Genomic DNA, 25,107 nt, shown 5'->3' with positions numbered 1-25,107 from the left:
CTATCACTTTGCTTTCTCTTGTATTGCAGTCAATATTTTTTGGTGCACTCCACCAAAGCCGCCATTACTCATCACCAAAATATGATCGCCAGGCTTCGCTTCGTTTGCAACAGCCTTAACCAAAGTAGATAGATCATCAAAGGCTTCAGCTCGATTGTGACTCTTTGCATTTAATGGGGCCAAGACTTCATCTAAATCCCAGCCTAAAGAATCTTTACCAGCGCTTGCGCCGTAAGCAAAAATCTTGTCGGCAGCTTCTAGGCTGTTCGGTAGTTGCGCTTTCATCACCCCGAGTTTCATCGTATTAGAACGAGGCTCTAATACTGCCAAAATTCGTGATTGCCCTACGCGGCGGCGTAAGCCATCTACCGTGGTAATAATTGCGGTTGGGTGATGTGCAAAGTCATCGTATAGAGTGACTCCATTTACGACACCAATCGTTTCTAAACGGCGCTTCACATTTTTGAACTCAGCTAAAGCGCGTGCGGCATCTACTGGTGCAATGCCAATATGATTTGCTGACGCAATGGCTGCCAATGCATTGAGTTGATTGTGACGGCCCATGACTCCCGAGTCTGGTGCCCAGGTCACTGTGGCGACCTCTTTACCCTCTTGCAAAACAGTAAAGCCATCTGCTGCCTGAGAAATTAATGACCAGGCATTGTGTTTGTCTTGCCCAAACTTTTCAACAGGCGCCCAAACACCTCTTGCAATGACTCTCTCAAGAGCAGGCTCTTCACCGTTAACCACAACGAGACCAGCCCCTGGGACGGTACGTACTAAATGATGAAACTGCGTTTCGATTGCAGCAAGATCAGCAAAAATATCGGCGTGGTCGAACTCGAGATTATTTAACAAAGCAGTGCGCGGGCGATAGTGAACAAACTTACTGCGCTTATCAAAAAATGCCGTGTCGTATTCATCAGCTTCGATCACGAAGTATTTACTCTCGCCTAAGCGGGCAGATACAGTGAAATTCAATGGCACCCCACCAATCAAATAACCCGGCTTGTAATTATTGAATTCTAAGATCCAGGCCAGCATGGCGGAGGTAGTGGTTTTGCCGTGCGTACCGGCAACAGCCAAAACATGCCTCTTAAAAAGAACTTGCTCACCTAGCCACTGAGGGCCAGAGGTGTAAGGAAGCCCTTGATTCAGAATGGCTTCCATCAGTGGATTGCCACGAGAAACAACATTGCCGATTACAAATAAATCCGGCATCGTCTCAAACTGTAATAATTGGTCGGGCGAGAATCCCTCGATGAGCTCAATGCCCTGCGCTTCAAGCTGCGTGCTCATCGGTGGATATACGTTGGCATCACAACCCGTAACACGATGTCCGGCCTGCCGAGCGATTGCGGCAATGCCGCCCATGAAAGTACCGCAAATGCCCAAGATATGAATATGCATTGGGCAATTTTAGCTAAGGAGTAGCAATGAACCGAAGACAGTGGATTGGCATCATTGGATTTAACCTCGTAGCCCTTGCTGCGGGAATGGCGACCTCGAAATGGATCTTCAAAACAGAGCTAGCTGACGACCCCGCTATCAAAGCCTTTTTTGCAAACTCATGGCAAACACCCGATGGAAAATCAGTTGAAACCAAAGAATGGCGTGGAAAAGTCCTCGTGGTGAACTTTTGGGCATCCTGGTGCCCTCCCTGCGTCGAAGAAATGCCAACTTTGGACAAATTACAAGCAGAGTTCAAGAGCCAAAATGTCTTATTTGTCGGCATTGGCATCGATTCACCCTCTAACATTCGCGAATTCCTAGAAAAAACCCAAGTTTCTTACCCAATTGTGATCGGTGGACTTGAGGGCAGCAATATCTCGAAACAGATGGGGAATGCCCAAGGGGCACTTCCTTACACCGTCATCATTAATGCTCAAGGCAAGGCTACTAGCAGCAAATTAGGCAAGATAAGCGAAGAAGAACTCAGAAGTGTCATTAAATCGGCTTTATAAGACCTTTTAAATGATCTTTGCAGTCATTATCAAGTTCAAAATTAGCAGCTTCTGAGCTGAAACTTGCAATATTTACACTTTAAATCATAAAAAATAGCCAGTTTATTGCATGATTTTTAGGCTTGGGACACCGCTCCGGGGGTATACTTTGTCTATAAGATGAAGAAGATTCTTCATTGAATAAGCAGTTTTCAGAGAAAAGTTTTATCTCCGCAATTAAACCTAACTGCCTCTAAAAATATCGATCTATGTCGAAAAACACTTCAATTCTCGTTATCCAAGGCCCTAACCTCAATTTGTTGGGAACCCGTGAGCCAGAGGTTTACGGTAAAACTACCCTTGAAGATATTCATACAAAGCTTGACGCGATTGCCAAGTCATACTCCGTCGATTTATCCACCTTCCAAAGCAATCATGAAGGGGAGTTGATTGACCGAGTTCAAAAGGCCAAACAAGATGGGGTGGATTTCATCATCATCAATCCAGGCGCTTTTACCCACACCAGTGTTGCCTTGCGCGATGCACTAGCTGGGGTTGCTATACCGTTTACTGAGATCCACCTGTCTAACATTCACCAGCGTGAGGAGTTCCGTAAACACTCTTACCTGTCTGATATTGCTACTGGCGTTATTTGCGGTTTGGGCGCAATTGGTTATGAATTAGCACTGCAAGCGGCCATCGCCCGTTTACAAAATAAAGATTAATTAAGAATTACCAGAGAGGAAGCCTATCCATGGACCTAAGAAAACTAAAAACCCTAATCGACCTTGTTTCTGAATCAGGAATTTCTGAATTAGAAGTCAATGAAGGCGAAGATCGTGTTCGCATTGTGAATGCCGGCTCTCAAGCTCACACAGGTCAAGTGGTTTACGCTAATCCAGCGCCTGCTCAAGTGATGCAAGCTGCTCCTGTGACTACCCCAGTTGCAGCACCAGCTATTGAAGAAGCGCCCGCTGAATCTGGCTTTGTTGCTCGCTCACCAATGGTCGGCACCTTCTATCGCGCACCAAACCCTGAGTCTCCAGATTTCGTCAAAGTGGGTGACACCGTCAAAGTGGGTCAAACGCTGTGCATTATTGAAGCGATGAAGCTCCTCAATGAGATCGAATCCGAGCAAGCTGGCGTCATTAAACAAATTCTGTGTGAAAACGGTCAAGGCGTTGAATTTGATCAACCGCTATTCATCATCGCTTAATAGATCTCTCTTAGATCTATTCCAATCCACCGTTACTTAACTCAGAGCCGACATGTTCGATAAGATTCTGATTGCCAATCGCGGAGAAATTGCTCTCCGTATCCAACGCGCATGTCGCGAGTTGGGAATTAAAACTGTGGTGGTCTACTCGACCGCAGATAAAGAAGCTAAATATGTGAAGCTTGCTGACGAAGCAGTCTGCATCGGACCCGCCCCATCACCGCTCAGCTATCTCAATATGCCTGCCATCATTTCAGCGGCGGAAGTGACGGATGCTGAAGCGATTCACCCTGGGTATGGTTTTCTTTCTGAGAATGCCGACTTTGCAGAACGTGTTGAGAAGTCCGGTTTTGCATTCATTGGCCCTACTGCAACCTCAATTCGCCTCATGGGTGACAAAGTTTCAGCCAAGCGTGCCATGATCAAAGCTGGCGTCCCTTGCGTTCCTGGATCAGAGGGTGCCTTGCCAAGCGATCCAAAAGAAATTATTGCCACTGCAAAACGCGTTGGCTACCCAGTCATCATCAAAGCTGCCGGTGGTGGTGGCGGTCGTGGAATGCGAGTCGTGCATACCGAAGCAGCCCTTCTCAATGCGGTCAACATGACTAAAGAAGAAGCTGGTCGTGCCTTTGGTAATCCCGAAGTCTACATGGAGAAGTTTTTAGAAAAGCCTCGCCACGTAGAAATTCAGATTTTGGCTGATACGCATGGCAATGCCATTTGGTTAGGTGAGCGTGATTGCTCAATGCAACGTCGCCATCAAAAAGTGATTGAAGAAGCTCCGGCACCCGGCATTGATCGCCGTGCCATCGCCAAAATTGGTGAGCGTTGCGCTGAAGCCTGTAGAAAAATTGGTTACCGAGGTGCTGGTACTTTTGAATTCTTGTACGAAGATGGCGAATTCTTCTTTATTGAGATGAATACCCGCGTTCAAGTAGAGCATCCAGTCACCGAAATGATTACAGGTGTTGATATTGTTCAAGAACAAATTCGCATCGCTGCTGGCTTAAAACTCAGCTACCGCCAAAAAGACATTGTTTTCCGTGGTCATGCTATCGAATGCCGTCTGAATGCAGAGGACCCATTCAAGTTCACACCAAGCCCAGGAAAAATTGGTTCATTCCATATGCCAGGCGGCCCCGGAATTCGCGTCGACTCGCATGCCTATAGCGGTTATGTAGTGCCGTCTAATTACGACTCCATGATTGGCAAGTTAATTGCTTATGGCAATACTCGCGAGCAAGCGATACGCCGTATGCAGATTGCCCTTTCCGAGATGGTGATCGACGGCATTACAACGAATGTGCCACTACATCGTGAACTCATGCTTGACCCGAACTTTATCGAAGGCGGCACCAGCATTCACTATCTCGAGCATCGCCTTGAAGAGCAAGCCGCTAGTCGCGGCAAGCCTTAAGCTACAGGCTAGTTGATGTCCATTTGGAGTAAGCATGTCCTATCGTGAACTTGTTTTCACGGTCCCAGCTGAGATTGCAGAACCTTTAGGTGATGCTTTACTGGAGGTGGGAGCACTCTCCGTTACCGTTGAAGATGATGCCGCAGGTGGTTACGATGAAAATCCACTCTATGGCGAGCCAGGACTCTCGCCAGAAGTTCAGGCTTGGGATCGATCTTCTGTAACTGCACTTTTTAATCCAGAGATTGATGATTCTGATACAGAAAACTTCATCCCCGAGCTTCTCGCATCCCTTCAGGAAGCAGGATTCAATCTCCCAGCCCCACAAGAAAAGATTGTTGAAGAACAAGATTGGGTTCGTTTAACCCAAAGTCAATTTACTCCGATTCAGATTGGTGAGCGTATTTGGGTAGTGCCTTCTTGGCATGAGGCGCCTACCGACCCCAATGCAATTTGTTTGGCGGTAGATCCAGGTTTAGCATTTGGTACCGGTAGCCATCCAACCACACACCTTTGCTTGCTTTGGCTTGAACAAAACACGCAACTTGCGAATCAAAGCTTGCTCGATTACGGCTGTGGGTCTGGAATTTTGGCCATTGCCGCTGCAAAATTGGGATGCAAACCCGTAGTTGGAACTGATATCGATCCACAAGCGATGGTTGCGGCTCGCAGCAATGCAGAAATCAACAAGACAGTCATTCGTTTTGTTTTGCCTAACGAAAATGCACCTGAACTTGCAGCGGAAACGAAGTACGACATCGTCATGGCCAATATTTTGGCCAATCCTCTACAAGTTTTAGCGCCGGCGCTAGTAAACAAAATGTGCCCAGGTGGAAAAATTGTTCTCTCCGGCGTGCTGGCGCGCCAAGCTGAGGAAGTGATTGCGACCTATAGCCAATGGTTAAAACTTTCCGTTTGGAAAGAAAGTGAAGGCTGGGTCTGTTTACATGGCGAATTTCCTACACAAGGTGTTCTGGCAAGTTCAGTCGATAAAAATAGAGTTACTTCAGCACCGGCTCAAAAAAAAAGTTTTAAATTCATTTTTCTTAGTCTTTTTTTCCTTCTGCTCATTGTTTGTGGCGAGCACCTTTCCAGAAATTTCCTTTTACCAACATTAGCAACACGCGTTGATGGCAGCTCTTCTGCAATTGCAAGTAGTGCATTTTCTCTTTTACAGAAGTTAGATGAACAATTGTGTCGTGCACTAGGGTGTGTAAATCGCCCTGTAAGCGATTTTGCTGCTTGGAAAATAACTTCGGTTACTCTTTTGCCTGAAAACGCGCGAGAGGGCCTTAAAAACCCCTCAAATCAATCTGTGTTGCAAGTTGGAATACAAAATCGTCTTGCCATCGCCGTTTTATTCCCGAATTTAGAAATTTCTCTCACCGATGCAGAGGAATCTGAAATCAAAAAGATTCAACTCACTCCGCAAGAATGGTTGCCGACTGCTTGGCGAGAGTCACATTCAGATTTTTTACGTCAAGGCGCCCCTGCTGGTGAAATCTTTTCATCTGCATTACCGATTTCCATCCCACAAAACGCCGCTGGATATCGCGTCAGAATTTTTTATACTGAAAAGTAGACTTCAAACTCCACTTCACACTTATCTCAATCAATTTTTGTTAGAAAGTAATTATTTATGGCTAGCTTGATCTGCGGTTCCATCGCTTACGACACCATCATGAACTTTGAAGGCAAATTTGCTGATCAAATCCTGCCAGAGCAGATTCATATCCTTAATGTTGCCTTCCTGGTTCCTACAATGCGTCGTGAATTTGGTGGTTGCGCAGGTAATATTGCCTACAACCTCAGCCTTCTGGGTGGCGATCCCATCATCATGGCAACCGTTGGTGGTGATGCAGCCCCATATCTTGATCGCCTAAAACAACTAAAGATTGATGCAACGCATATTCGCCAAATTGAGCAGGCATTTACCGCTCAAGCGATGATCACTACCGATCAAGCCAATAATCAGATTACGGCTTTTCATCCGGGCGCAATGGGCGAATCACATCTCAATCAAGTTTCCTCGGTGATTGTGGAGCGCAGTAAAAATGCTAAAGGTGCCGCTAAATTCGGAATCGTTGCCCCTGACGGTCGTCAAGGAATGTGGGAGCACTGTCATCAGTTAGCTGAAGCAGGAATTCCTTTTGTTTTTGATCCGGGCCAGGGTTTACCGATGTTTAATGGTCCAGAGCTACTAGAGCTTGTAGATATAGCAAGCTACCTCGCAGTAAATGACTATGAAGGCGAAATGCTCTCCCAAAGAACTGGTTTAAGCCTGGCAAAAGTTGCTAAAAGAGTAAAAGCATTAATCGTGACTAAGGGCGCTGAAGGTGCGGATATCTACTTTGACGGTAAATGTATTGCGATTCCGCCGGTACCAGCAGCAAAATTAGTTGATCCAACTGGTTGCGGCGATGCATTCCGAGGTGGCTTGCTGTTTGGATTAGAAAACGGTATGGATTGGGAAACTACTGGGCGATTAGCTAGCTTGATGGGTTCGATCAAAATCGCCCATCAGGGACCACAAAATCACCAAATGAGCAAAGATGATATCGCCGCTCAATTCAAATTCGCATTTGGATTTGCCCTCTAAAGCCAATAATTAACTGAAGTAGCAATAAAAAAGGGATCTCGTGAGAGATCCCTTTGAACTTCACCCGCCTATAAGCAAAGCTTATGGACGTGTGCCAGTTGGGAAGGGCCAAGCAGCGGCAGGATTCAACGTTGTTGAAGCGACAGCTTTTTTAGCCACGGGCTTTTTTACAGCTTTGCCCGCTTTCTTCGCAGCAGGCTTACTTACTTTTTTTTTGCAGCTACGCGCTTCTTAGCAGCAGGACGCTTTTTAGCGGCAGGCTTCTTAGCAGCAGCTTTTTTAGCAGCAGGCTTCTTCTTAGCAGCAGGCTTTTTCTTAGCAGCAGGCTTCTTAGCAGCAGCTTTTTTAGCAGCAGGACGCTTTTTAGCGGCAGGCTTCTTCTTAGCAGCAACTTTTTTAGCAGCAGGCTTCTTAGCAGCAACTTTTTTCTTTGCAGCTGGTTTCTTTGCAGCAACTTTCTTCTTGGCGATTGCCATAGTAATGCTCCTTCACGTGAGGATTAGTACAAACTACCGATTAAGAAGACCCGACCATTCATTTCCGCCTGGTTTTGCAACCGATTGGAGCCGACGAGCGAGCCATTCATCGGCGCGCGGCTTGATGCTAAGTGCTGCACGCTAATGAATCTTGGAAAAAAAGCCGTGACCCCAAAGGGTAACGGCTTCTTAAATTTGCTAGAAAAAATAGAGAGAGTAGACCAGGCACCCTTGAACAAGGGTTTTCGGATTTGAGTCTGGTTTTGCTGACTTTTAAAACTATCCAACCGTCTAATCTCCTATTTAGCCGGCTATGCGCTTTTAATTAACTACTTATTCCCAACTTAGCGCACCGCCAGTTTGATACTCAATAACGCGTGTCTCAAAAAAGTTTCTTTCTTTTTTCAGATCAATCATTTCTGACATCCATGGGAATGGATTCTCTTCATTTGGGAACATCGCGTCAAGTCCTATTTGCAAACATCTGCGATTACAGATGTATCTTAGGTAACCTTTGAACATCGGCGCATTCAATCCGAGCACTCCACGAGGCATCGTATCCTCTGCATAACGGTACTCTAATTCCACTGCTTTTTCGAAGATAGATTTGATCTCGTCTTTGAACGCAGAAGTCCATAACTGCGGGTTCTCCAGCTTGATTTGATTAATTAAATCAATACCAAAATTACAGTGCATAGACTCGTCGCGAAGGATGTATTGATACTGCTCAGCAGCACCCGTCATTTTGTTTTGGCGACCCATTGCAAGTATTTGCGTAAAACCAACATAAAAGAATAATCCTTCCATTACGCAGGCAAAAACGATCAATGATTTGAGCAACATTTGATCAGTTTCTAATGTCCCAGTTTTGAAATTAGGATCTGTTAACACATCAATAAACGGAATTAAGAACTGATCTTTGGCGCGAATAGACTCGATTTCGTTGTACGCATTAAAGATTTCGCTCTGGTCTAAGCCTAAAGATTCCACAATATATTGATAGGCGTGAGTATGAATTGCCTCCTCAAAAGCCTGACGCAACAGATATTGACGGCATTCTGGAGCAGTAATGTGGCGATAGGTGCCCAAAACAATATTGTTTGCCGCTAAAGAATCTGCTGTTGTGAAGAAGCCAAGATTACGCTTGATGATGCGACGCTCATCTTCAGTTAGGCCATTGGGATCCTTCCAAAGCGCGATATCGCGGTTCATATTGATCTCTTGTGGCATCCAATGGTTTGCACAACCAGCCAGATATTTCTCCCAAGCCCACTTATATTTAAATGGAACCAACTGATTCACGTCAGTCTTGGCATTAATCACGCGCTTATCAGCGGCATTAACACGCAAGGCTGCACCACCAGTCAATGCAGCAGCTTGCACAGGTGCAGACTCAATATTCTGGGGAGTAACAATCGCAACCTGGTCTGCTTGTGGAAGTTGTGGCTCCGCAAACACAGGCTGCGGTACCAAACCAACCTTGGCTATCGCAGGAGCTACTTCTTCTTCCCAATTCAACATAACTTTCTCCTAATTCTTATTTTTCTAAATCAGCTAGCAAATAGCTTACTGACATGCTTCACATTCTTCAAATCCAGCGTCACCTGGGCGCATTGTGCAAGCAGGTCCATCTAACTCTTGAGCTGATGCTGCATCCGTACCATTCACACCACCGCCGCTTGATACCGCATTTAGCTGGCCACTTGCAACCGTAGACTTCTCAACGTGCGTTGCAGCCATTGTGCGGAGGTAGTAGGTAGTCTTTAAACCACGCAACCATGCCAGCTTGTAGGTGTCATCCAATTTCTTGCCAGATGCGCCACCCATGTAAATATTGAGTGACTGCGCCTGATCAATCCACTTCTGACGACGTGAGGCAGCTTCAACCAACCAGCTTGGCTCTACTTCGAATGCGGTGGCATATAAGTCACGCAAATCTTGTGGAACACGATCAATCTTGGATAAGGTACCGTCAAAATACTTCAAATCTGCGATCATGACTTCATCCCAGAGACCGCGATCTTTCAAATCACGAACCAAGTACTCGTTTACTACGGTGAACTCACCTGAGAGGTTAGATTTCACAAACAAATTCTGGAATGTCGGCTCGATACAAGCTGATACACCAATGATATTGGAAATTGTTGCAGTCGGTGCGATCGCAACGCAGTTTGAGTTGCGCATACCGTGCTCCTTAATGCGGGCACGCAAGCTATCCCAATTCATAGTAGAAGAACTATCTACCTCAAGGTACCCACCACGCTCTGCCGCCAACAATGCCACTGAGTCTTGCGGAAGGATGCCGCGGTCCCACAATGAACCCTTATAGGTGCTGTAAACGCCACGCTCTTCAGCCAGCTCATTCGATGCTTGATAGGCGTAGTAGCATACTGCTTCCATTGAGGAGTCAGCAAACTTCACTGCCTCATCACTGGCGTAAGGAATACGTTGCATGTGCAGGCAATCTTGGAAGCCCATGATGCCCATACCCACTGGACGATGCTTCAAGTTGGAGTTACGCGCCTTAGCAACAGCGTAATAGTTGATGTCAATCACGTTATCCAACATCCGCATTGCAGTACGGATCGTTTTTTGGAGTTTCTCGTGATCCAAAATCATTTTGCCGGATGCATCAGTAGTCATGTGAGCTGTTAAGTTCACAGAACCTAGGTTACAAACCGCAATCTCGCTCTCATTTGTGTTCAGAGTGATCTCAGTACACAAGTTAGAAGAGTGAACTACGCCGATATGCTGTTGCGGGCTACGAATGTTGCAAGGATCTTTGAATGTGATCCATGGGTGACCGGTTTCAAACAACATACCCAACATCTTGCGCCACAATTGCTGCGCCGGAATGCGACGGAATGGCTTCAATTCGCCAGCGTCTGCTTTTTTCTCGTAAGCAACATAAGCTTCTTCAAAGGCCTTACCGAATTTGTCATGCAAGTCAGGTGTATTTGAAGGTGAGAATAGTGTCCACTCACCACCCTCCATCACACGCTTCATGAACAAGTCGGGAATCCAGTTTGAGGTATTCATGTCATGCGTACGACGACGATCATCACCGGTGTTCTTACGTAGCTCAAGGAACTCTTCAATATCTAAGTGCCATGTCTCTAAGTAGGCACAAACGGCACCCTTACGCTTACCACCTTGGTTCACTGCAACCGCTGTATCGTTCACCACTTTTAAGAATGGCACAACACCTTGTGACTTACCGTTAGTGCCCTTGATATGACTCCCTAAGGCGCGTACGTTTGTCCAGTCATTACCCAAACCACCAGCAAACTTTGACAAGAGTGCGTTCTCTTTCAAAGCTTCGTAAATACCATCAAGATCGTCATCCACTGTTGTTAGATAGCAGCTGGATAACTGAGGACGTGTTGTCGCTGAGTTAAATAGGGTTGGCGTGCTAGACATGAAATCAAAGGTAGAAAGGATTTCATAGAACTCGATTGCACGACGCTCGCGATCCAACTCATTCAAAGACAAGCCCATTGCAACGCGCATGAAGAATGCCTGTGGCATTTCAATGCGGCGATCTTCAATATGCAAGAAATAACGGTCATACAAAGTTTGCAAACCAAGGTAGTTGAACTGCAAGTCACGACTTGCATTTAAGGCGGCAGCCAATCTTGGTAAATCAAACTCACGCATACGTGGGTCTAAGAGCTCAGCAGAAATACCTTCATTAATGTACTTGGCAAAATAGCTGCCGTACTCAGCTTGCATATCGCCTTGCAATACTTCGCGACCCAGGATTTCCTTACGAATCACGTGCATCAAAATCCGCGCAGTGACTTGACTGTATGCAGGATCTTTTTCAATCAAAGTGCGTGATGCCAAAATTGCAGAGTCATACACTTGAGCCATTGGTACGCCATCATACAAATTCTTGATGGTTTCAGTAATGATTGGGCTGGCATCAATGTTGTTGCCAAGGCCTTCACAGGCAGCTTCGATAATGGTGCGCAAGGCCGCCATATCTAATAACTTCTCAACACCGTTATCTGATACCTTCAAACCTGGCTCAGTAGCTTGGGTTGACGCTTGAGTTTCTTGTGCATTGGTCTGCTGTGCAGCACGCTCTTGATTACGCTTTTCGCGATAAAGAACATATGCACGGGCAACGTTATGCTCACCACTGCGCATCAATGCCAATTCCACTTGATCTTGAATATCTTCAATATGGAAGGTCCCGCCATTTGGACGACTGCGCAATAAGGCACGAACTACTGCATGGGTTAGTTGCTCAACCTGCTCACGTACGCGAGCAGAAGCCGCGCCCTGACCGCCATTAACCGCTAAAAATGCTTTTGTAACTGCAATAGCGATTTTGGATGGCTCAAACGCCACCACTGAACCATTTCGGCGAATGATCTTGTAATCAGATAATTGAGTAGCTTGGCCGCCACCTACTCCGCCAGCTACAAAGCCAGCAGATGGAGCTTGATTCATCGATTCGGAAGAGCTGATTCCTGGATTATTGATGCCGATAGTCTGTCCCACTGCTTGGGGATTGGCGTATGTCATATTTTTCCTGCTTATATATAGTTATTTGGACAAAAATCTTTAAAAAACAATATGGTATTGCTATATTTAAACACTACATCTAGTGTTTCAAAGTGCATTTGACACTAAGTATAGGGAAATATTCAGAAATTAGTAAGACATTTCTGACGAATATTTATAAGTATTTTTCCCTAGATTTTCAATAAATTAGGGTTCATTTTGGTGCAGTTTTTGTAACCCTTTTAGCTAAAGGGCAGAAAAGTGAGCGTGTACTCACATACTAATTTAGAGTCCTAACGTGGATCTAAACCAAAGGGTAATTTTTCGGTAGAAATGTTGTTTTTACCCTGAAACTTTTTCCAATCAAATTGCATGCCTGGATCGACTTTTCTGCCTGGGGCAATATCACTATGCCCAGCAAATTGAAGATTGGGGTAAACAGAATGCATTTGGGCGCTTAATTTAGCCAGCGCAGAATACTGAATATCCTCAAAGGGATGGTCGCCATCTCCCTCCAACTCAATACCAATCGAAAAATCATTGCACTTATCTCGCCCCAAAAACGATGAGGCGCCGGCATGCCAGGCTTTGCTTTGAGTAGATACAAACTGAAAGATCTCGCCACGACGAGAAATCAAAAAATGGCTAGATACCTTTTGATCAGCAATTTCTTCAAAATAGGGATGCAAAGAAGAATCTAGCTTATTTTGAAAAAAATCTACGATAAATTGGGTGGAATTACGATCGACAAATCCACTAGGCGGCAGGCTGATGTGATGAATCACTGCCAAATCTGGTACAAGACCCTCCGGTCGCATATCTTGGTTAGGTGAGATACGCCAAGCAGCCGAACCAAGCCAACCTTGAGCATCCAAGCTATCGAGATGCTCTTGAGAGCAATAGAAGCGCATCTCTTGCATGACTGCTTCAGATTTTGGGAGGTGAACAGAACAATGGTGGCACTGGACAATCACCTCTGGCTCAACAACTTTGCTTCGCCCTGCCTTTATCTTGGCAGCCTCATCCGTATTGAGCTTTACTTGTTTTTTGCCTTTTATCCAAAGGTATAAAACGCCTACACCAGCAAATAAAAGAATCCACTTAATCAAAACGTCATGCTCTCTGAAGAATCACTTCCAAAACAAATCGACTGCCAACGTAGGCCAGAAGCAATGCGGTATAAGCACTCAAGACCCAACGAACAGCTACGCGCCCACGTAAACCAACACGCCAACGGGCTATTAGGAGGCCAGAAAATAAAACCCATGAGATCAAAGCAAAGATGGTTTTATGATCGAAAACAAGCGGCTTACCAAACAGCGTTTGCGAAAAAAGGAGTCCAGAAAAGACTGTCAAGCTCAGCAGCGCAACACCCACGTAGAGCAAGTTAAAAAGGAGGCTCTCCATTGCCATCAAGGGTGGCAAATCTTCCAACCAATGGGAGATGCGGCTATTAGGGGTGACGGCTAGCTGACGGTGTAATGCTCGATCTTGAATACTCATCAACATGGCATGCAACGCTGCCAAACTCAACAATCCAACTGAAATAGTGGCAACAATAAAATGCCCCTTAAACCAAGGATCGGATACCGCCTTTGGCGAAATCAAGGTACCGGAAAACATCACTGGCAATACAGAGCAAATCAGAGCAAAACATAAGACAAGCCAACGTAAACTGGAAATCGGCAGGAACCATGACTGAAACCAGTAAAACGCGAGACCCACCCAAGCTATCAGAGAAAGATCCTGAGCAAAACCAAATACGAATCCCTCAAGTGTAAAAACCGAGTCATGTAGCTCAATTCCATGTATCAGCAAAATAAATAGAATCAATGCCTGAACTAGGCCTGTAAAAGCCGGAGATTCAACCTTTCCCTTGGGCCGTGAACCCAAAAAGAACAAAAGAAGCAAATAAAGCGCAGAAGGGAGCCAATCCAAGCTTGAGTAACCTAAAATATCCATCTAGAAAGTCTAATCGATAAATGCTACAGAATCTCACCGATCGCCTATCTCGTGTTGTTAAAACAATGCGAGGACAAGCTCGCCTGACCGAAGAGAACACTGCAGAAATGCTCCGGGAGATCCGCCTGGCCTTGCTGGAGGCGGACGTTGCGCTTCCAGTCGTTAAATCCCTGCTAGAGCAAATTAAATTTAAAGCCCTTGGCGAGGAAGTGGTTGGAAGCCTCAGTCCAGGACAAGCGCTGGTTGGTGTTGTTCAGCGCGAACTGGTCCAGGTCATGCGAGGTGACGCTACCCAAAGCGGCGAGCTGAATCTAGCAACCCAACCACCAGCAGTAATCCTCATGGCTGGCTTGCAGGGCGCAGGGAAAACCACATCAGTTGGTAAATTAGCCAAGTTTCTGCAAGAAAAGAAGAAAAGGAAAGTACTGACCGTCTCTTGTGACGTCTATCGTCCTGCGGCTATTGAACAGCTAGAAACTGTCAGTAAACAAGTTGGTGCTGAATTTTTCCCAAGCAATATCAATCAAAAGCCAAGTGAAATCGCTGCTGCTGCTCTAGATTGGGCGCATCGCCATTATTTTGATGTGCTTCTAGTAGATACAGCAGGTCGTCTCGGTATTGATGAAGCGCTGATGCAAGAAATCAAAACCTTGCATGCCAATCTCAATCCAATTGAAACCCTGTTTGTGGTTGATGCCATGCTGGGTCAAGATGCCATCAACACAGCTAAAGCTTTCCATGAAGCACTCCCGCTCACTGGTGTAATCCTCACCAAGTTAGATGGCGATTCACGTGGTGGTGCAGCACTTTCAGTGCGTCAGGTTACCGGCGTGCCACTCAAGTTCATTGGTGTTGCCGAAAAAATGGATGGTCTCGAAGCATTTGATGCCGAGAGAATGGCAACTCGTATTTTGGGCATGGGCGATATTCTTGCGCTAGTTGAGCAAGCCCAGCAGAACGTCGATGTTGCCAAAGCAGAAAAGCTGGCAAGTAAGATTTCTAAAGGGGGTTTTGATTTAGGCGACTTCCGAGATCAACTTGCACAGATGCAACAGATGGGCGGTATGGCCAGCCTGATGGATAAGCTGCCAAGTCATATGGCACAAGCAGCCTCCAAAACAAATATGAGCGCTGCTGACAAACAGACAAAGCGCATGCGCGGCATTATCGATAGCATGACACCTAAAGAACGCGCAAAACCTGAATTGCTAAAAGCGACTCGCAAGCGTCGTATTGCTGCTGGTGCAGGCGTTGAGGTTCAAGAAGTGAATCGCCTGTTGGCTCAGTTTGAGCAAATGCAAACCATGATGAAGCAATTCAAGGGCGGCAAGATGGCTCGCACCATGGCCTCCATGGCAGCTAAAGGAGCCGCCAAGGGCATTGGCGGACTCTTTAAAAAATAATGGTTAAAAACTGTTTGGTTTAAGAAACGAGTTTTTTAGCTACATCAACTGCAGTAATCACTTTTGCTTTAATTTCTGCTAGTGGGATATTCTCTGATTCAGCATCAGTGCGACCTTTGAATTCCACTTGAGCATCTGCCAAACCGCGATCGCCTATCACTATACGGAAGGGCACGCCAATTAACTCCCAGTCAGCAAACATCGCGCCCGGTCTCTCGCCACGATCATCGAGCACAACATCTACTCCAGTAGCAATTAATTCATCATGTAATTGATCAGCAGCAGCTTTCACTGCCTCTGATTTATCGTAACCCATCGGACAAATCACCACTTCAAATGGTGCCATCGAAATCGGCCAAACGATTCCACGCTCATCATTACCCTGCTCGATTGCAGCACCTAGTAAGCGAGTTACACCAATGCCATAACAACCCATCACCATTGGCTGTGCTTTACCTTGCTGATCTAAGTAAGTGCAGCCCATAGCCTCAGAGTAACGCGTACCCAATTGGAATACATGACCCACTTCAATGCCGCGGCAAATATCGACAACTCCTTTACCATCAGGGGAAGGATCTCCCGCTACAGCATTACGCAAATCCATCACCAAAGGCTCTGGCAAATCACGACCCCAGTTCACACCGGTCAAATGATGTCCCGCATCATTAGCGCCGCAAACAAAATCAGACATATTAGCTACGGTGCGATCTGTGACTACGGTTACATCAGCAGCAACTCCAACCGGACCCAAATAACCCGCCGGCGCATTACATGCTTGCTTGATCTCAGCTTCAGTGGCAAAGCGTGATTCAGCCATACCAGGAATCTTGCTTGCCTTGATTTCGTTAAGTTCATGGTCACCGCGCACTAGCACCATAAATAATTTTGCTGGACCTTTTTCTTGATCGGCGGCAAACAGTAAGGACTTCACAGTGTGCTCTAGTGGCAAGTTTAAAAACTGGGCAACCTCTGTACAGTTTGTTTGATTTGGTGTCGCAACTTTAGTCAAAGTATTAGCTGCTGCAGCACGCACACCAATCAATGAGACCGACTCAGCAGCCTCAAGATTAGCGGCGTAGTCCGAATTGGGGCAATACACAATGGCGTCTTCACCAGTATCGGCAATCACATGAAATTCTTGACTGCCAGAACCACCAATAGCACCATTATCAGCCGTGACTGCACGGAACTTCAAGCCCATGCGTTTGAAAATACGAGTGTAAGCATCAAACATGATTTGATAGGATTTCTTCAGGCCCTCAGCATCACGATCAAAAGAATAGGCATCTTTCATACTGAACTCGCGTCCGCGCATAATTCCAAAACGTGGGCGGCGCTCATCGCGGAACTTAGTCTGAATTTGATAAAAATTCACTGGGAGCTGTTTGTAACTTTTAATTTCGTTACGCGCTAAATCTGTCACTACCTCTTCAGAGGTTGGCTGAATTAAAAAATCACGATCATGACGATCTTTGATGCGAAGCAATTCTGGCCCCATCTTTTCCCAGCGACCAGTCTCTTGCCATAACTCTGCAGGCTGAATCATTGGCATGAGTAACTCAATGGCGCCAGCACGATTCATTTCTTCGCGAATAATATTTTCAACCTTGCGAATCGACTTCAAACCCAAGGGTAGATAGTTATAAATACCTGCGCTGAGCTTACGTATTAAACCGGCGCGTACCATGAGTTTGTGCGATACCACCTCAGCGTCTGAAGGGGCCTCTTTTAGCGTGGCGAGAAATGATTGAGAAGCTTTCATGTATGGATATAATCAAATCATTGATTTTAAAGGATTTGAGGCACGATCTCATGCTTGACCGTGAAGGGTATAGACCCAATGTCGGCATAGTCATCCTTAACAGCCATAACGAGGTTTTCTGGGGAAAACGCGTTGGGCAGCATTCGTGGCAGTTCCCGCAGGGCGGGATTCAACATGGAGAGAGCCCAGAGCAGGCCATGTACCGCGAATTGCATGAGGAAGTTGGCTTGCTGCCGGAACATGTCCAAATTATTGGACGGACCAGGGACTGGCTTCGTTATGACGTCCCGGAGGAATTCTTACGCCGCCAGCAAACCTCAAAAAATCATCGCGCAAGCTATCGTGGCCAAAAGCAAATCTGGTTTTTACTTCGTTTAGTGGGTTCAGATAGCGATATTCACCTACGTGCTTCGGAGCATCCTGAGTTCGATGCTTGGCGCTGGGCTCCTTTTTGGATCCAACTCGATTCAGTAATTGATTTCAAGCGCGAGGTCTATCAACTAGCCCTTTCTGAGCTTGCGCGCTATTTATCCCGTGGCATGCGGATGCAACAGCTTGCTTGGGGATCCCCGCTCGACCTATTTCAATCCCTGTACGGGAGTGAGGAAGATGAGCCTTCAGAAACAAAACCTACCGATAAGCCATGATGAAACTCTCTATTTGCAATCTTCGAATTTCAATTCTTGGCTTAGTAACTAGTTTTGCTCTAGCGGGATGTGCCGGCGACCCCCTAGAAAGTGGTGTTGATCCATTTGCCCCGATGGTTTTTAAAGAGGGCGCAACAGCGATGCCGCTGAACCCCCCGAACAATGCGACTTCTCAACCTTTTTATGTCTCACAACAGACCATTTTTAAGTTTGCAGTTGATACCAATTCGATTTTGATTGGTAACGATGGCATCACCAGATACATCGTGATTCTGACAAGCCCTAATGGCAATAGCCAAGTTCAATATGAAGGTATTCGCTGTGACTCGTTCCAATGGCGCCTATATGGCACTTTTGAAAGTGGAGTTTGGAAAGAAAATCCACTATCTACTTGGCGCGCCATCCAGAGCAATGTACCCAATCGCTATCAAGCTTCATTAGCCCAAGGTGCTTTTTGTAACTTTACGTCTCAAGAAAAAAATATTAAGACTGTTATTAATGCCCTGAATCCCAATGGATTTACAGGGCAAATCAAGCCAACCAATTCATATGGTGTGATCGATTAAATGCGGAATTAAGTGATCATTTATGCTTAACCAGCAGTCAGGCAAGTACCGATTTTTTCACCACACATCAAACGAGTGAGAACCTGAGGCTCGTGCCCAGAAGCAATGACAGTATCTGCGCCTGTTAGAGCGGCGACTTTCGCAGCCAATACTTTAGTCAACATGCCGCCCTTACTTAACTGACTTGCAGCACCACCAGCCATTTTTTCTAAAGCGGGGTCACCTGAAGTAGCATCACTTAAAAGAGTGGCGGAAGCATCTTGACGAGGATCGGCAGTATATAAGCCACCCTGATCAGTCAGGATTATTAATAAATCCGCATGGATGAGATTCGTTACCAAAGCAGCTAAGCTGTCGTTATCGCCAAATTTAATTTCATCAGTAACTACAGTATCGTTTTCGTTGATGATGGGAACAACACCGAGCTTGAGCAAGGTATCTAAAGTTGCCTTGGCATTGGCATTACGCTCAGCATCTGCCAAATCAGCATTAGTTAACAAGACCTGCGCGCTACGTAAATTAAAACGTGCAAAACAACTTTCGTAAACCTGAACCAAACCCATTTGACCAACCGCAGCCGCCGCTTGTAGCTGATGAATTTCTGTTGGGCGCTTAGTCCAACCAAGACGCTGCATTCCTTCAGCAATCGCGCCAGAACTGACCATCAGCACCTCATGACCATCAGCTAATAAGGCGGCCATTTGGTCAGCCCACATAGCAATTGCAGCATGATCCAAGCCCTCACCATTATTGGTGACTAGGCTTGAGCCTACTTTCACGACGATTCTTTTAGCTTTCTGAGTGTTCATAACCAATACGGATCTCAAATGACTACTGCTTAATCTGGAGTTTTATCTTCTGGCTGAGCTTGCTCTTGATATCGCGGATCAGCAGCACGCTCATCTTCATCATCCCTATCCTTACGAATAGAGTCTAAATAATCCTGCAATGAGTAGCACAACTTATCGCAACCCAAGCCTGTCAGAGCGGAGATCTCAAATACCGGACCCTTCCACTTAAACCGTTTAATAAAATCTGTAACCACCTTTTTGCGATCTTCTTCCGGAATCATATCGACTTTGTTTAATACCAGCCAACGTGGTTTTTCAACCAGAGCTTCATCGTACTTACGCAACTCATTCACGATAGCAACAGCGTCTGCCACTGGATCAATATTGTCATCAAATGGTGCAATATCTACTAAATGCAACAGCACACCAGTACGTTGCAAGTGTCTTAAGAAACGATGTCCCAGACCAGCACCTTCAGCAGCACCTTCAATTAATCCCGGAATGTCAGCAATCACAAAACTACGCTCAGCGCCTACACGTACCACCCCTAAATTTGGGTGCAAGGTTGTAAATGGATAATCTGCAATCTTTGGACGCGCATTAGATACAGCCGTAATCAAAGTCGATTTACCAGCATTAGGCATACCTAGCAAACCTACGTCAGCCAATACCTTTAATTCCAGCTTGAGCTTACGGCGCTCGCCCTCTTTGCCATTTGTTTTCTGCCTAGGAGCACGGTTCGTACTACTCTTAAAGTGAATATTTCCCCAACCACCAACACCGCCCTGCGCCAAACAAAGACGCTCACCGTGAGTAGTTAAGTCAGCAATCGGCTCACCAGTTTCATAATCGGAAATAATCGTACCAACTGGCATACGCAGTTCAATGTCGTCGCCCGCGCGACCGTAGCAATCAGCGCCACGACCAGGCTCACCATTTTTTGCGGTGTGCGTTTTAGCGTAGCGATAGTCAATTAAGGTGTTGATGTTCCGATCCGCAGTAGCCCAAACGCTTCCGCCTTTGCCACCGTCACCACCATCAGGACCACCAAATTCAATAAACTTTTCGCGGCGCATAGAGGCACTCCCGGCGCCACCTTGGCCAGCTATGACTTCAATACGGGCTTCATCTATAAATTTCATGAATAAAAAAGGCCTCGCTTAGCGAGGCCTGTTCCTAAGAGTTAAATTCGGAATAAATCTGAATCAAACGTGTCTCAGTCAGGCGTCTTATGAACGCGGGAGAACTGAAACCTGGGCCTTCTTCAAAGCACCCTTAACGCCAAATTCCACTTGTCCGTCAACTAGGGCAAACAAAGTGTGATCTTTACCAATACCAACGTTCATACCCGGATGAACTCGTGTACCACGTTGACGAATAATGATGCTGCCAGCGTTGATTTGCTCGCCTCCAAAAACTTTAACGCCTAAGCGTTTCGATTCTGAGTCGCGGCCATTTCGTGTCGAGCCGCCGCCTTTTTTCTGTGCCATATCTTTTCTCCTGCTATTGAGCCGTTAGCCTAAATTAGGCTTTAATCGTGTTAATCAGAATTTCTGTGTAATTCTGACGATGGCCTTGGTGCTTTTGATAATGCTTGCGACGGCGCATCTTAAAGATTGTCACTTTATCGTGACGTCCCTGGGAGACGACAGTGGCCATCACAGCTGCACCATTAACCAATGGATCACCCAATTTGAGTGAAGCGCCTTCGCCTACGGCTAAGACTTGGTCAAGAGTGATTTCGCTGCCGATTTCCGCTGGTATCTGTTCTATTTTCAATTTTTCGCCTGCAGCAACTTTATACTGTTTGCCACCGGTTTTTATGACCGCGTACATGGTGTGAAACCTCAATTAATATCTACATTTAAGCTAATCCACCCTGGATGAGCTAAGCCGATTATTATATCTTGCATGAAGAGCACTGTCAAAACCAACGAATTAAGCCAAATTTTGGCCCCAATTGCCTTAGATTTCAAGGCCTTAGACGAGGTTATTCGCCTGCGTTTAGCCTCAAAAGTTGCCTTAATTGATCAAATCTCCTCCTACATCATCAAGGCGGGTGGAAAACGGGTTAGGCCTGCTCTCTTGCTCTTGGTCAGCAAGGCTTTAGCCAATGGCGCAGTAAGTCCGCATGCCTTAGAACTAGCCGCGGTAGTGGAATTTATCCACACAGCCACTCTACTGCATGATGATGTTGTCGATGAATCCACCCTGAGAAGGGGTCGAGAAACCGCCAATGCTGCTTTTGGTAATGCCGCGAGCGTGCTGGTGGGCGATTTTCTGTATTCAAGAGCCTTTCAGATGATGGTGGGCCCCAATGACCTGCGAGTCATGGAAATCCTGTCCAATGCCACTAATACGATAGCCGAAGGAGAGGTTTTGCAACTCCTCAATATGAACGACCCTGAGGTGGATGAAGAAAGCTATCTACGGGTCATTCGCTATAAAACCGCAAAATTATTTGAAGCATCCACAGAGCTTGGGGCGATTTTGTCGGGTGCTAATGACAAACAAAGAGAGCAGTCAGCTGCCTTTGGTCGCCATATTGGTACTGCTTTCCAGCTAATGGATGACTTGCTGGATTACACCGCAGACGCATCTCAAATGGGAAAAAATGCTGGTGATGATTTAAGAGAAGGCAAACCTACGTTGCCGCTCATTTATCTCCTTGAAAACGGTAGCACCGAAGAGCGCTTACTGGTTCGTGCAGCAATTGAACAAAATCAAGATTTGCCGGATGATGTTTTCCAACAGATTCTGAGTGCGGTTCAAAATTCTGGAGCCCTGGATTACACCCAAGCTGCCGCGAAGCGCGAAGTTGATCTGGCACTCGAATGCCTTAAAGAGTTTCCTCAAAATGAAGCGACAACAGCGCTACATGCCTTGAGTACATACTCCTTGTCTAGGCAGACCTAAGCGCCAACACTTTTCATTCTGATATCACGCGCTGTAATACGCGCCTTTTCCGCTTCATCACGCAAACGTGTAATTTCCTCAGCACTCAGACGCTCTAGATTGGAATAGTCTAATTTCCAAGAAGCGTCGGAATCCCAGACTAAGGGTGACTGCACCGTTGTACGTGCGCTTGGAGCGCTTTCTAGCAAACGCAGCGCTAATTCAAAATTCGAATCTTGAGATGGCTCATTATCAGGGAGCGCTGCAGCATTGCCCAGCGGAAAGTCACTAAAGAGCAAACGTGGTACACCGCAATACTCCACAATATCTTTCGCCGCGCCCATGATGACTGTGGGGATACCAGCCTCCTCCAAATAACGCGCCAATAAGCTTTGACTTTGGTGACAAATCGGGCAATTTGGAATTAATACAGCAAGGTCAACGTGATCTGCGCGCATCTTGCTCAGAATGAAGGGTGCATCAATTTCCAGAGTATGGCGCTGGCTGCGATTGGTTGGCAAACCGTAAAAATGCTGAGATAGGGATTGAATGCGCCCCTTTGCAACAGCCCGTTTCGCTGCACTAATTGGAAACCAACAATTACTGTCCTGCATATTGGCATTGAGCCTATCAACACCGACATGGGCAATACGTAAGTCTATATTCTCATCAATCGAGCATACATAGGGGTCATAAAACTTAGCGGCAGCGTTATAAGGTGCACCAGGTCCTTGTGGGCCCTTACTGGCATCAAAGGGTACGGCAGTAGTCACTAAACCGAGGGTTGATTGACTAAGAGATTTTTGCAAGGGAGTAAAAGGCACACCAAGGTAATGCGCCCAAACATAAGGTGTTTCATACCCCAAACCAAGATAGTAATTACGGGTACGTTCAATATAGCGAACTGATTGATCTAATTCAGGCGCAAAAAGTAATTCAGAATGCTTAACCATCAATCCATCCCTGTAAGATATTGCTTATAAATATTAACCGTCAGGAGGATTTATTATGGCTCAATGGCTCAGGTTTCAACATCAAGGCAAGACCGGCTTAGGACAAGTACAAGGTGATCAGGTTGCCGTGCACACCGGTGATCTATTTAATAAGCCGCAAGCTACTGGCGAGACATTAAAACTATCTGATGTCACTCTCGATATCCCCTGCACCCCATCTAAGATGGTTGCTATGGTGGATAACTTTCATGCACTAGTTACCAAGCTTGAGCATGCCGTGCCAGCAGAGCCCTTGTATTTTCTGAAAGGCAATAATTCTTTCTTGGCAGCCAATCAAGTGATTCGCACTCCCAAGTCTTACTCTGGAAAAGTGGTTTATGAGGGTGAACTGGGCATTGTCATCGGTAAAGCCTGTCATGAAGTAGATGAGGCTCAAGCAGCTCATGCTATTTTTGGTTACACCTGCATTAACGATGTCACTGCAATCGAAATTTTGAATCGCGATCCCGGCTACGCACAGTGGACACGCTCAAAGAGTTTCAATACCTTTGGGGTCTTCGGCCCATACATCACTACTGATGTAGATCCAAGTAAGTTAACAATCAAAACCATTTTGAATGATCAAGAGCGTCAGAACTACCCTATCGCAGATATGATTTTTGCGCCTGCAAAATTGGTTAGCTTGATTTCTCAAGACGTCCCACTGCAGGCTGGCGACATCATCGCCTGTGGTACCTCTGTTGGTGTTGGCTCAATGAAGCCTGGTAGCAATGTCAGCATCATTATTGATGGTGTTGGACGCCTAGATAATCGCTTCGAATAGCCTATCAAAGCTGTTGTTCTAAAACTAAAATCTCAAAACAAAAACCCTCACCATGTTTCATGGTGAGGGTTTTTTAATGTCCTACTAATTTAGAGATTAAATCTAAATACTTCTATATATTTTAGTAACCAGAGACAGATGGTAATGCCAAGCTGCCTTTAGAGGCTTGGACATTCTCATCAAGGTACTTTGTTAAAGCAAAGACTGTATTGAGGCATGGTGTTGGTATTTTGGTAATCTGGCCAAGCTCAATTACAGAACCTAACAAAGCATCAATCTCCAAACTACGGCCTGCTTCCAAGTCCTGCAACATAGAGGTCTTATGTTTGCCAACTTTTTCTGCACCAGCAATACGACGTTCAATGTCCACACGAAAAGTAACACCCAACTTCTCAGCAATAGTTTGTGCTTCAGCCATCATATTGCGAGCCAACTCTTTAGTAAGTGGATATTGGCAAATGCCTTCCAATGTTCCATGAGTCAGAGAGCTGATGGGATTAAAAGTCATGTTGCCCCACAATTTCAACCAAATCTCAGAGCGAATATCTTCCAAGATAGGTGACTTGAATCCAGCTGCCGACATCATTTCAGATACCTTCTGAATACGCTCGGTCTGATTACCGTCCAACTCGCCTAAAGGAAAGCGATTGCCTTCAACGTGACGAATCACACCTGGAGCTTGTGTAAAGGTTGCTGGATACACTACGCAACCAATGATGTTATTGGGATTGATTGCATTCTTGGCAACACCACCCGCATCAACCGTCTCAACAGAGTGATCCTGATAGTCGCCACCCAACTTCTGGAAATACCACCAAGGAATTCCGTTTTGCATCGGAATTAAGATTGTTTCTGGGCCCATGATTGCAGCAAGATCTTCAATGACTGGCTCAACCTGGTGGGCTTTCACCGCCAAAATCACCACGTCTGGTGTTTCGGCATCCCGAATTTTTTCAACTGCTTTTACCTGCGCTACTAAAGGCTCAGGTTGGTCGTCCATAATTAATGCAAGGCCGCGCTCTTTGATTGCAGCCAAGGTGGCGCCACGCGCGACTACCGTAACGTCATTACCGGCTCGTGCCAACATGACAGCAAGATAGCCGCCAATCGCACCCCCTCCACCGATCACACAGATTTTCATA

The 25,107-nt window shown here is 46.0% G+C and carries 23 protein-coding genes and 2 pseudogenes; 12 read left to right on the top strand and 13 right to left on the bottom strand.

Going from position 1 to position 25,107, the window contains the following annotated elements:
- Positions 1-3: 3 nt before the first annotated feature.
- The gene (gene mpl, locus CL55_RS01150) at positions 4-1,410 is read right to left on the bottom strand and encodes a UDP-N-acetylmuramate:L-alanyl-gamma-D-glutamyl-meso-diaminopimelate ligase (protein ID WP_046329504.1); all 1,407 of its coding nucleotides are present in this window, start codon (positions 1,408-1,410) and stop codon (positions 4-6) included.
- Positions 1,411-1,436: 26 nt separating this feature from the next.
- Here mpl and CL55_RS01145 point away from each other — a divergent pair, with 26 nt between their 5' ends.
- The 7 genes and pseudogenes from CL55_RS01145 (at position 1,437) to CL55_RS01120 (ending at position 7,175) form a co-directional block, all read left to right on the top strand.
- Positions 1,437-1,964: a TlpA family protein disulfide reductase gene (locus tag CL55_RS01145; RefSeq protein ID WP_046329503.1), complete on the top strand. Its 528-nt coding sequence runs from the start codon at positions 1,437-1,439 to the stop codon at positions 1,962-1,964.
- Between the two features lie 248 nt (positions 1,965-2,212).
- The gene (gene aroQ, locus CL55_RS01140) at positions 2,213-2,668 is read left to right on the top strand and encodes a type II 3-dehydroquinate dehydratase (protein WP_046329502.1); all 456 of its coding nucleotides are present in this window, start codon (positions 2,213-2,215) and stop codon (positions 2,666-2,668) included.
- Positions 2,669-2,697: 29 nt separating this feature from the next.
- The gene (accB, locus tag CL55_RS01135; RefSeq protein WP_046329501.1) at positions 2,698-3,159 is read left to right on the top strand and encodes an acetyl-CoA carboxylase biotin carboxyl carrier protein; all 462 of its coding nucleotides are present in this window, start codon (positions 2,698-2,700) and stop codon (positions 3,157-3,159) included.
- Positions 3,160-3,211: 52 nt separating this feature from the next.
- The gene (accC, locus tag CL55_RS01130) at positions 3,212-4,576 is read left to right on the top strand and encodes an acetyl-CoA carboxylase biotin carboxylase subunit (RefSeq protein ID WP_046329500.1); all 1,365 of its coding nucleotides are present in this window, start codon (positions 3,212-3,214) and stop codon (positions 4,574-4,576) included.
- A 34-nt stretch (positions 4,577-4,610) separates the two neighbouring features.
- Positions 4,611-5,528, top strand: a pseudogene (prmA, locus tag CL55_RS10750) (50S ribosomal protein L11 methyltransferase); the annotation flags it as partial.
- 21 nt (positions 5,529-5,549) lie between these two features.
- Positions 5,550-6,158, top strand: coding sequence for a DUF3426 domain-containing protein (locus CL55_RS10825; protein WP_257719927.1), 609 nt, complete (start codon positions 5,550-5,552; stop codon positions 6,156-6,158).
- A gap of 57 nt (positions 6,159-6,215) precedes the next feature.
- Positions 6,216-7,175, top strand: coding sequence for a carbohydrate kinase family protein (locus CL55_RS01120; protein ID WP_046329498.1), 960 nt, complete (start codon positions 6,216-6,218; stop codon positions 7,173-7,175).
- A gap of 203 nt (positions 7,176-7,378) precedes the next feature.
- Here the strand turns inward: CL55_RS01120 and CL55_RS01115 are convergent, their stop codons facing one another.
- The 5 genes from CL55_RS01115 to CL55_RS01090 all read right to left on the bottom strand — a co-directional run bounded on the left by CL55_RS01115 (position 7,379) and on the right by CL55_RS01090 (position 14,125).
- On the bottom strand, positions 7,379-7,651 hold the full coding sequence (locus CL55_RS01115; RefSeq protein ID WP_046329497.1) for a hypothetical protein: 273 nt from the start codon (positions 7,649-7,651) through the stop codon (positions 7,379-7,381).
- Between the two features lie 333 nt (positions 7,652-7,984).
- Positions 7,985-9,172, bottom strand: coding sequence for a ribonucleotide-diphosphate reductase subunit beta (locus CL55_RS01105; protein WP_046329495.1), 1,188 nt, complete (start codon positions 9,170-9,172; stop codon positions 7,985-7,987).
- A 45-nt stretch (positions 9,173-9,217) separates the two neighbouring features.
- Positions 9,218-12,109, bottom strand: coding sequence for a ribonucleoside-diphosphate reductase subunit alpha (locus tag CL55_RS01100; RefSeq protein ID WP_418054931.1), 2,892 nt, complete (start codon positions 12,107-12,109; stop codon positions 9,218-9,220).
- Between the two features lie 347 nt (positions 12,110-12,456).
- A complete protein-coding gene (gene ampD, locus CL55_RS01095; protein WP_257719924.1) occupies positions 12,457-13,272 on the bottom strand; it encodes a 1,6-anhydro-N-acetylmuramyl-L-alanine amidase AmpD in 816 nt (271 codons plus the stop codon).
- Between the two features lie 4 nt (positions 13,273-13,276).
- On the bottom strand, positions 13,277-14,125 hold the full coding sequence (locus tag CL55_RS01090; protein ID WP_046329493.1) for a cytochrome C assembly family protein: 849 nt from the start codon (positions 14,123-14,125) through the stop codon (positions 13,277-13,279).
- A 20-nt stretch (positions 14,126-14,145) separates the two neighbouring features.
- On the opposite strand from CL55_RS01090, the gene ffh reads away from it, so the two are divergent.
- Positions 14,146-15,528, top strand: coding sequence for a signal recognition particle protein (ffh, locus tag CL55_RS01085; RefSeq protein ID WP_046329492.1), 1,383 nt, complete (start codon positions 14,146-14,148; stop codon positions 15,526-15,528).
- Positions 15,529-15,547: 19 nt separating this feature from the next.
- Here the strand turns inward: ffh and CL55_RS01080 are convergent, their stop codons facing one another.
- Positions 15,548-17,290, bottom strand: coding sequence for a proline--tRNA ligase (locus CL55_RS01080; protein WP_046329491.1), 1,743 nt, complete (start codon positions 17,288-17,290; stop codon positions 15,548-15,550).
- Between the two features lie 50 nt (positions 17,291-17,340).
- Here CL55_RS01080 and CL55_RS01075 point away from each other — a divergent pair, with 50 nt between their 5' ends.
- The gene (locus tag CL55_RS01075) at positions 17,341-17,937 is read left to right on the top strand and encodes an RNA pyrophosphohydrolase (protein ID WP_046331046.1); all 597 of its coding nucleotides are present in this window, start codon (positions 17,341-17,343) and stop codon (positions 17,935-17,937) included.
- A complete protein-coding gene (locus CL55_RS01070) occupies positions 17,934-18,503 on the top strand; it encodes a CNP1-like family protein (protein ID WP_046329490.1) in 570 nt (189 codons plus the stop codon). Before CL55_RS01075 ends, CL55_RS01070 begins: the two co-directional genes overlap by 4 nt.
- Before the next feature lie 32 nt (positions 18,504-18,535).
- Here the strand turns inward: CL55_RS01070 and proB are convergent.
- The 4 genes and pseudogenes from proB to rplU all read right to left on the bottom strand — a co-directional run.
- Positions 18,536-19,330 (bottom strand): annotated as a pseudogene (gene proB, locus CL55_RS01065) (glutamate 5-kinase); the annotation flags it as partial.
- Between the two features lie 11 nt (positions 19,331-19,341).
- Entirely contained in the window at positions 19,342-20,436 is a 1,095-nt protein-coding gene (gene obgE / locus CL55_RS01060; RefSeq protein WP_046329488.1) for a GTPase ObgE, read from the bottom strand.
- Between the two features lie 87 nt (positions 20,437-20,523).
- The gene (gene rpmA, locus CL55_RS01055) at positions 20,524-20,784 is read right to left on the bottom strand and encodes a 50S ribosomal protein L27 (RefSeq protein WP_015420374.1); all 261 of its coding nucleotides are present in this window, start codon (positions 20,782-20,784) and stop codon (positions 20,524-20,526) included.
- A 34-nt stretch (positions 20,785-20,818) separates the two neighbouring features.
- Positions 20,819-21,130 (bottom strand): 50S ribosomal protein L21, encoded by a 312-nt coding sequence (rplU, locus tag CL55_RS01050; protein WP_041484800.1) that lies wholly within the window; start codon positions 21,128-21,130, stop codon positions 20,819-20,821.
- A gap of 75 nt (positions 21,131-21,205) precedes the next feature.
- Between rplU and CL55_RS01045 the strand changes: the two genes are divergently transcribed.
- Positions 21,206-22,210, top strand: a complete 1,005-nt coding sequence (locus CL55_RS01045; protein WP_046329487.1) for a polyprenyl synthetase family protein — start codon at positions 21,206-21,208, stop codon at positions 22,208-22,210.
- Here the strand turns inward: CL55_RS01045 and CL55_RS01040 are convergent.
- Complete coding sequence (locus tag CL55_RS01040; protein WP_046329486.1) at positions 22,207-23,142, bottom strand: glycine reductase; 936 nt, start codon at positions 23,140-23,142, stop codon at positions 22,207-22,209. The two genes, CL55_RS01045 and CL55_RS01040, sit on opposite strands and share 4 nt — an antisense overlap.
- A 55-nt stretch (positions 23,143-23,197) precedes the next feature.
- On the opposite strand from CL55_RS01040, the gene CL55_RS01035 reads away from it, so the two are divergent.
- On the top strand, positions 23,198-23,965 hold the full coding sequence (locus CL55_RS01035) for a fumarylacetoacetate hydrolase family protein (RefSeq protein ID WP_046329485.1): 768 nt from the start codon (positions 23,198-23,200) through the stop codon (positions 23,963-23,965).
- 121 nt (positions 23,966-24,086) lie between these two features.
- On the opposite strand, the gene CL55_RS01030 is transcribed toward CL55_RS01035, so the two are convergent.
- Positions 24,087-25,106: a 2-dehydropantoate 2-reductase gene (locus tag CL55_RS01030; RefSeq protein ID WP_046329484.1), complete on the bottom strand. Its 1,020-nt coding sequence runs from the start codon at positions 25,104-25,106 to the stop codon at positions 24,087-24,089.
- Between the last annotated feature and the right edge of the window lies 1 nt (position 25,107).

It is taken from the genome of Polynucleobacter duraquae, from assembly GCF_000973625.1.
Classification (GTDB): domain Bacteria; phylum Pseudomonadota; class Gammaproteobacteria; order Burkholderiales; family Burkholderiaceae; genus Polynucleobacter; species Polynucleobacter duraquae.
This window is presented reverse-complemented; position numbering and strand designations above follow the sequence as displayed.

Excerpts from the sequence above, each read along its gene's own strand:
- mpl (WP_046329504.1), bottom strand. The coding sequence starts at position 1,410 with ATGCATATTCATATCTTGGGCATTTGCGGTACTTTCATGGGCGGCATT.
- CL55_RS01145 (WP_046329503.1), top strand. The coding sequence starts at position 1,437 with ATGAACCGAAGACAGTGGATTGGCATCATTGGATTTAACCTCGTAGCC.
- aroQ (WP_046329502.1), top strand. The coding sequence starts at position 2,213 with ATGTCGAAAAACACTTCAATTCTCGTTATCCAAGGCCCTAACCTCAAT.
- accB (WP_046329501.1), top strand. The coding sequence starts at position 2,698 with ATGGACCTAAGAAAACTAAAAACCCTAATCGACCTTGTTTCTGAATCA.
- accC (WP_046329500.1), top strand. The coding sequence starts at position 3,212 with ATGTTCGATAAGATTCTGATTGCCAATCGCGGAGAAATTGCTCTCCGT.
- CL55_RS01120 (WP_046329498.1), top strand. The coding sequence starts at position 6,216 with ATGGCTAGCTTGATCTGCGGTTCCATCGCTTACGACACCATCATGAAC.
- CL55_RS01115 (WP_046329497.1), bottom strand. The coding sequence starts at position 7,651 with ATGGCAATCGCCAAGAAGAAAGTTGCTGCAAAGAAACCAGCTGCAAAG.
- CL55_RS01105 (WP_046329495.1), bottom strand. The coding sequence starts at position 9,172 with ATGTTGAATTGGGAAGAAGAAGTAGCTCCTGCGATAGCCAAGGTTGGT.
- CL55_RS01100 (WP_418054931.1), bottom strand. The coding sequence starts at position 12,109 with ATGAATCAAGCTCCATCTGCTGGCTTTGTAGCTGGCGGAGTAGGTGGC.
- CL55_RS01090 (WP_046329493.1), bottom strand. The coding sequence starts at position 14,125 with ATGGATATTTTAGGTTACTCAAGCTTGGATTGGCTCCCTTCTGCGCTT.
- ffh (WP_046329492.1), top strand. The coding sequence starts at position 14,146 with ATGCTACAGAATCTCACCGATCGCCTATCTCGTGTTGTTAAAACAATG.
- CL55_RS01080 (WP_046329491.1), bottom strand. The coding sequence starts at position 17,290 with ATGAAAGCTTCTCAATCATTTCTCGCCACGCTAAAAGAGGCCCCTTCA.
- CL55_RS01075 (WP_046331046.1), top strand. The coding sequence starts at position 17,341 with ATGCTTGACCGTGAAGGGTATAGACCCAATGTCGGCATAGTCATCCTT.
- CL55_RS01070 (WP_046329490.1), top strand. The coding sequence starts at position 17,934 with ATGATGAAACTCTCTATTTGCAATCTTCGAATTTCAATTCTTGGCTTA.
- obgE (WP_046329488.1), bottom strand. The coding sequence starts at position 20,436 with ATGAAATTTATAGATGAAGCCCGTATTGAAGTCATAGCTGGCCAAGGT.
- rpmA (WP_015420374.1), bottom strand. The coding sequence starts at position 20,784 with ATGGCACAGAAAAAAGGCGGCGGCTCGACACGAAATGGCCGCGACTCA.
- rplU (WP_041484800.1), bottom strand. The coding sequence starts at position 21,130 with ATGTACGCGGTCATAAAAACCGGTGGCAAACAGTATAAAGTTGCTGCA.
- CL55_RS01045 (WP_046329487.1), top strand. The coding sequence starts at position 21,206 with ATGAAGAGCACTGTCAAAACCAACGAATTAAGCCAAATTTTGGCCCCA.
- CL55_RS01040 (WP_046329486.1), bottom strand. The coding sequence starts at position 23,142 with ATGGTTAAGCATTCTGAATTACTTTTTGCGCCTGAATTAGATCAATCA.
- CL55_RS01035 (WP_046329485.1), top strand. The coding sequence starts at position 23,198 with ATGGCTCAATGGCTCAGGTTTCAACATCAAGGCAAGACCGGCTTAGGA.
- CL55_RS01030 (WP_046329484.1), bottom strand. The coding sequence starts at position 25,106 with ATGAAAATCTGTGTGATCGGTGGAGGGGGTGCGATTGGCGGCTATCTT.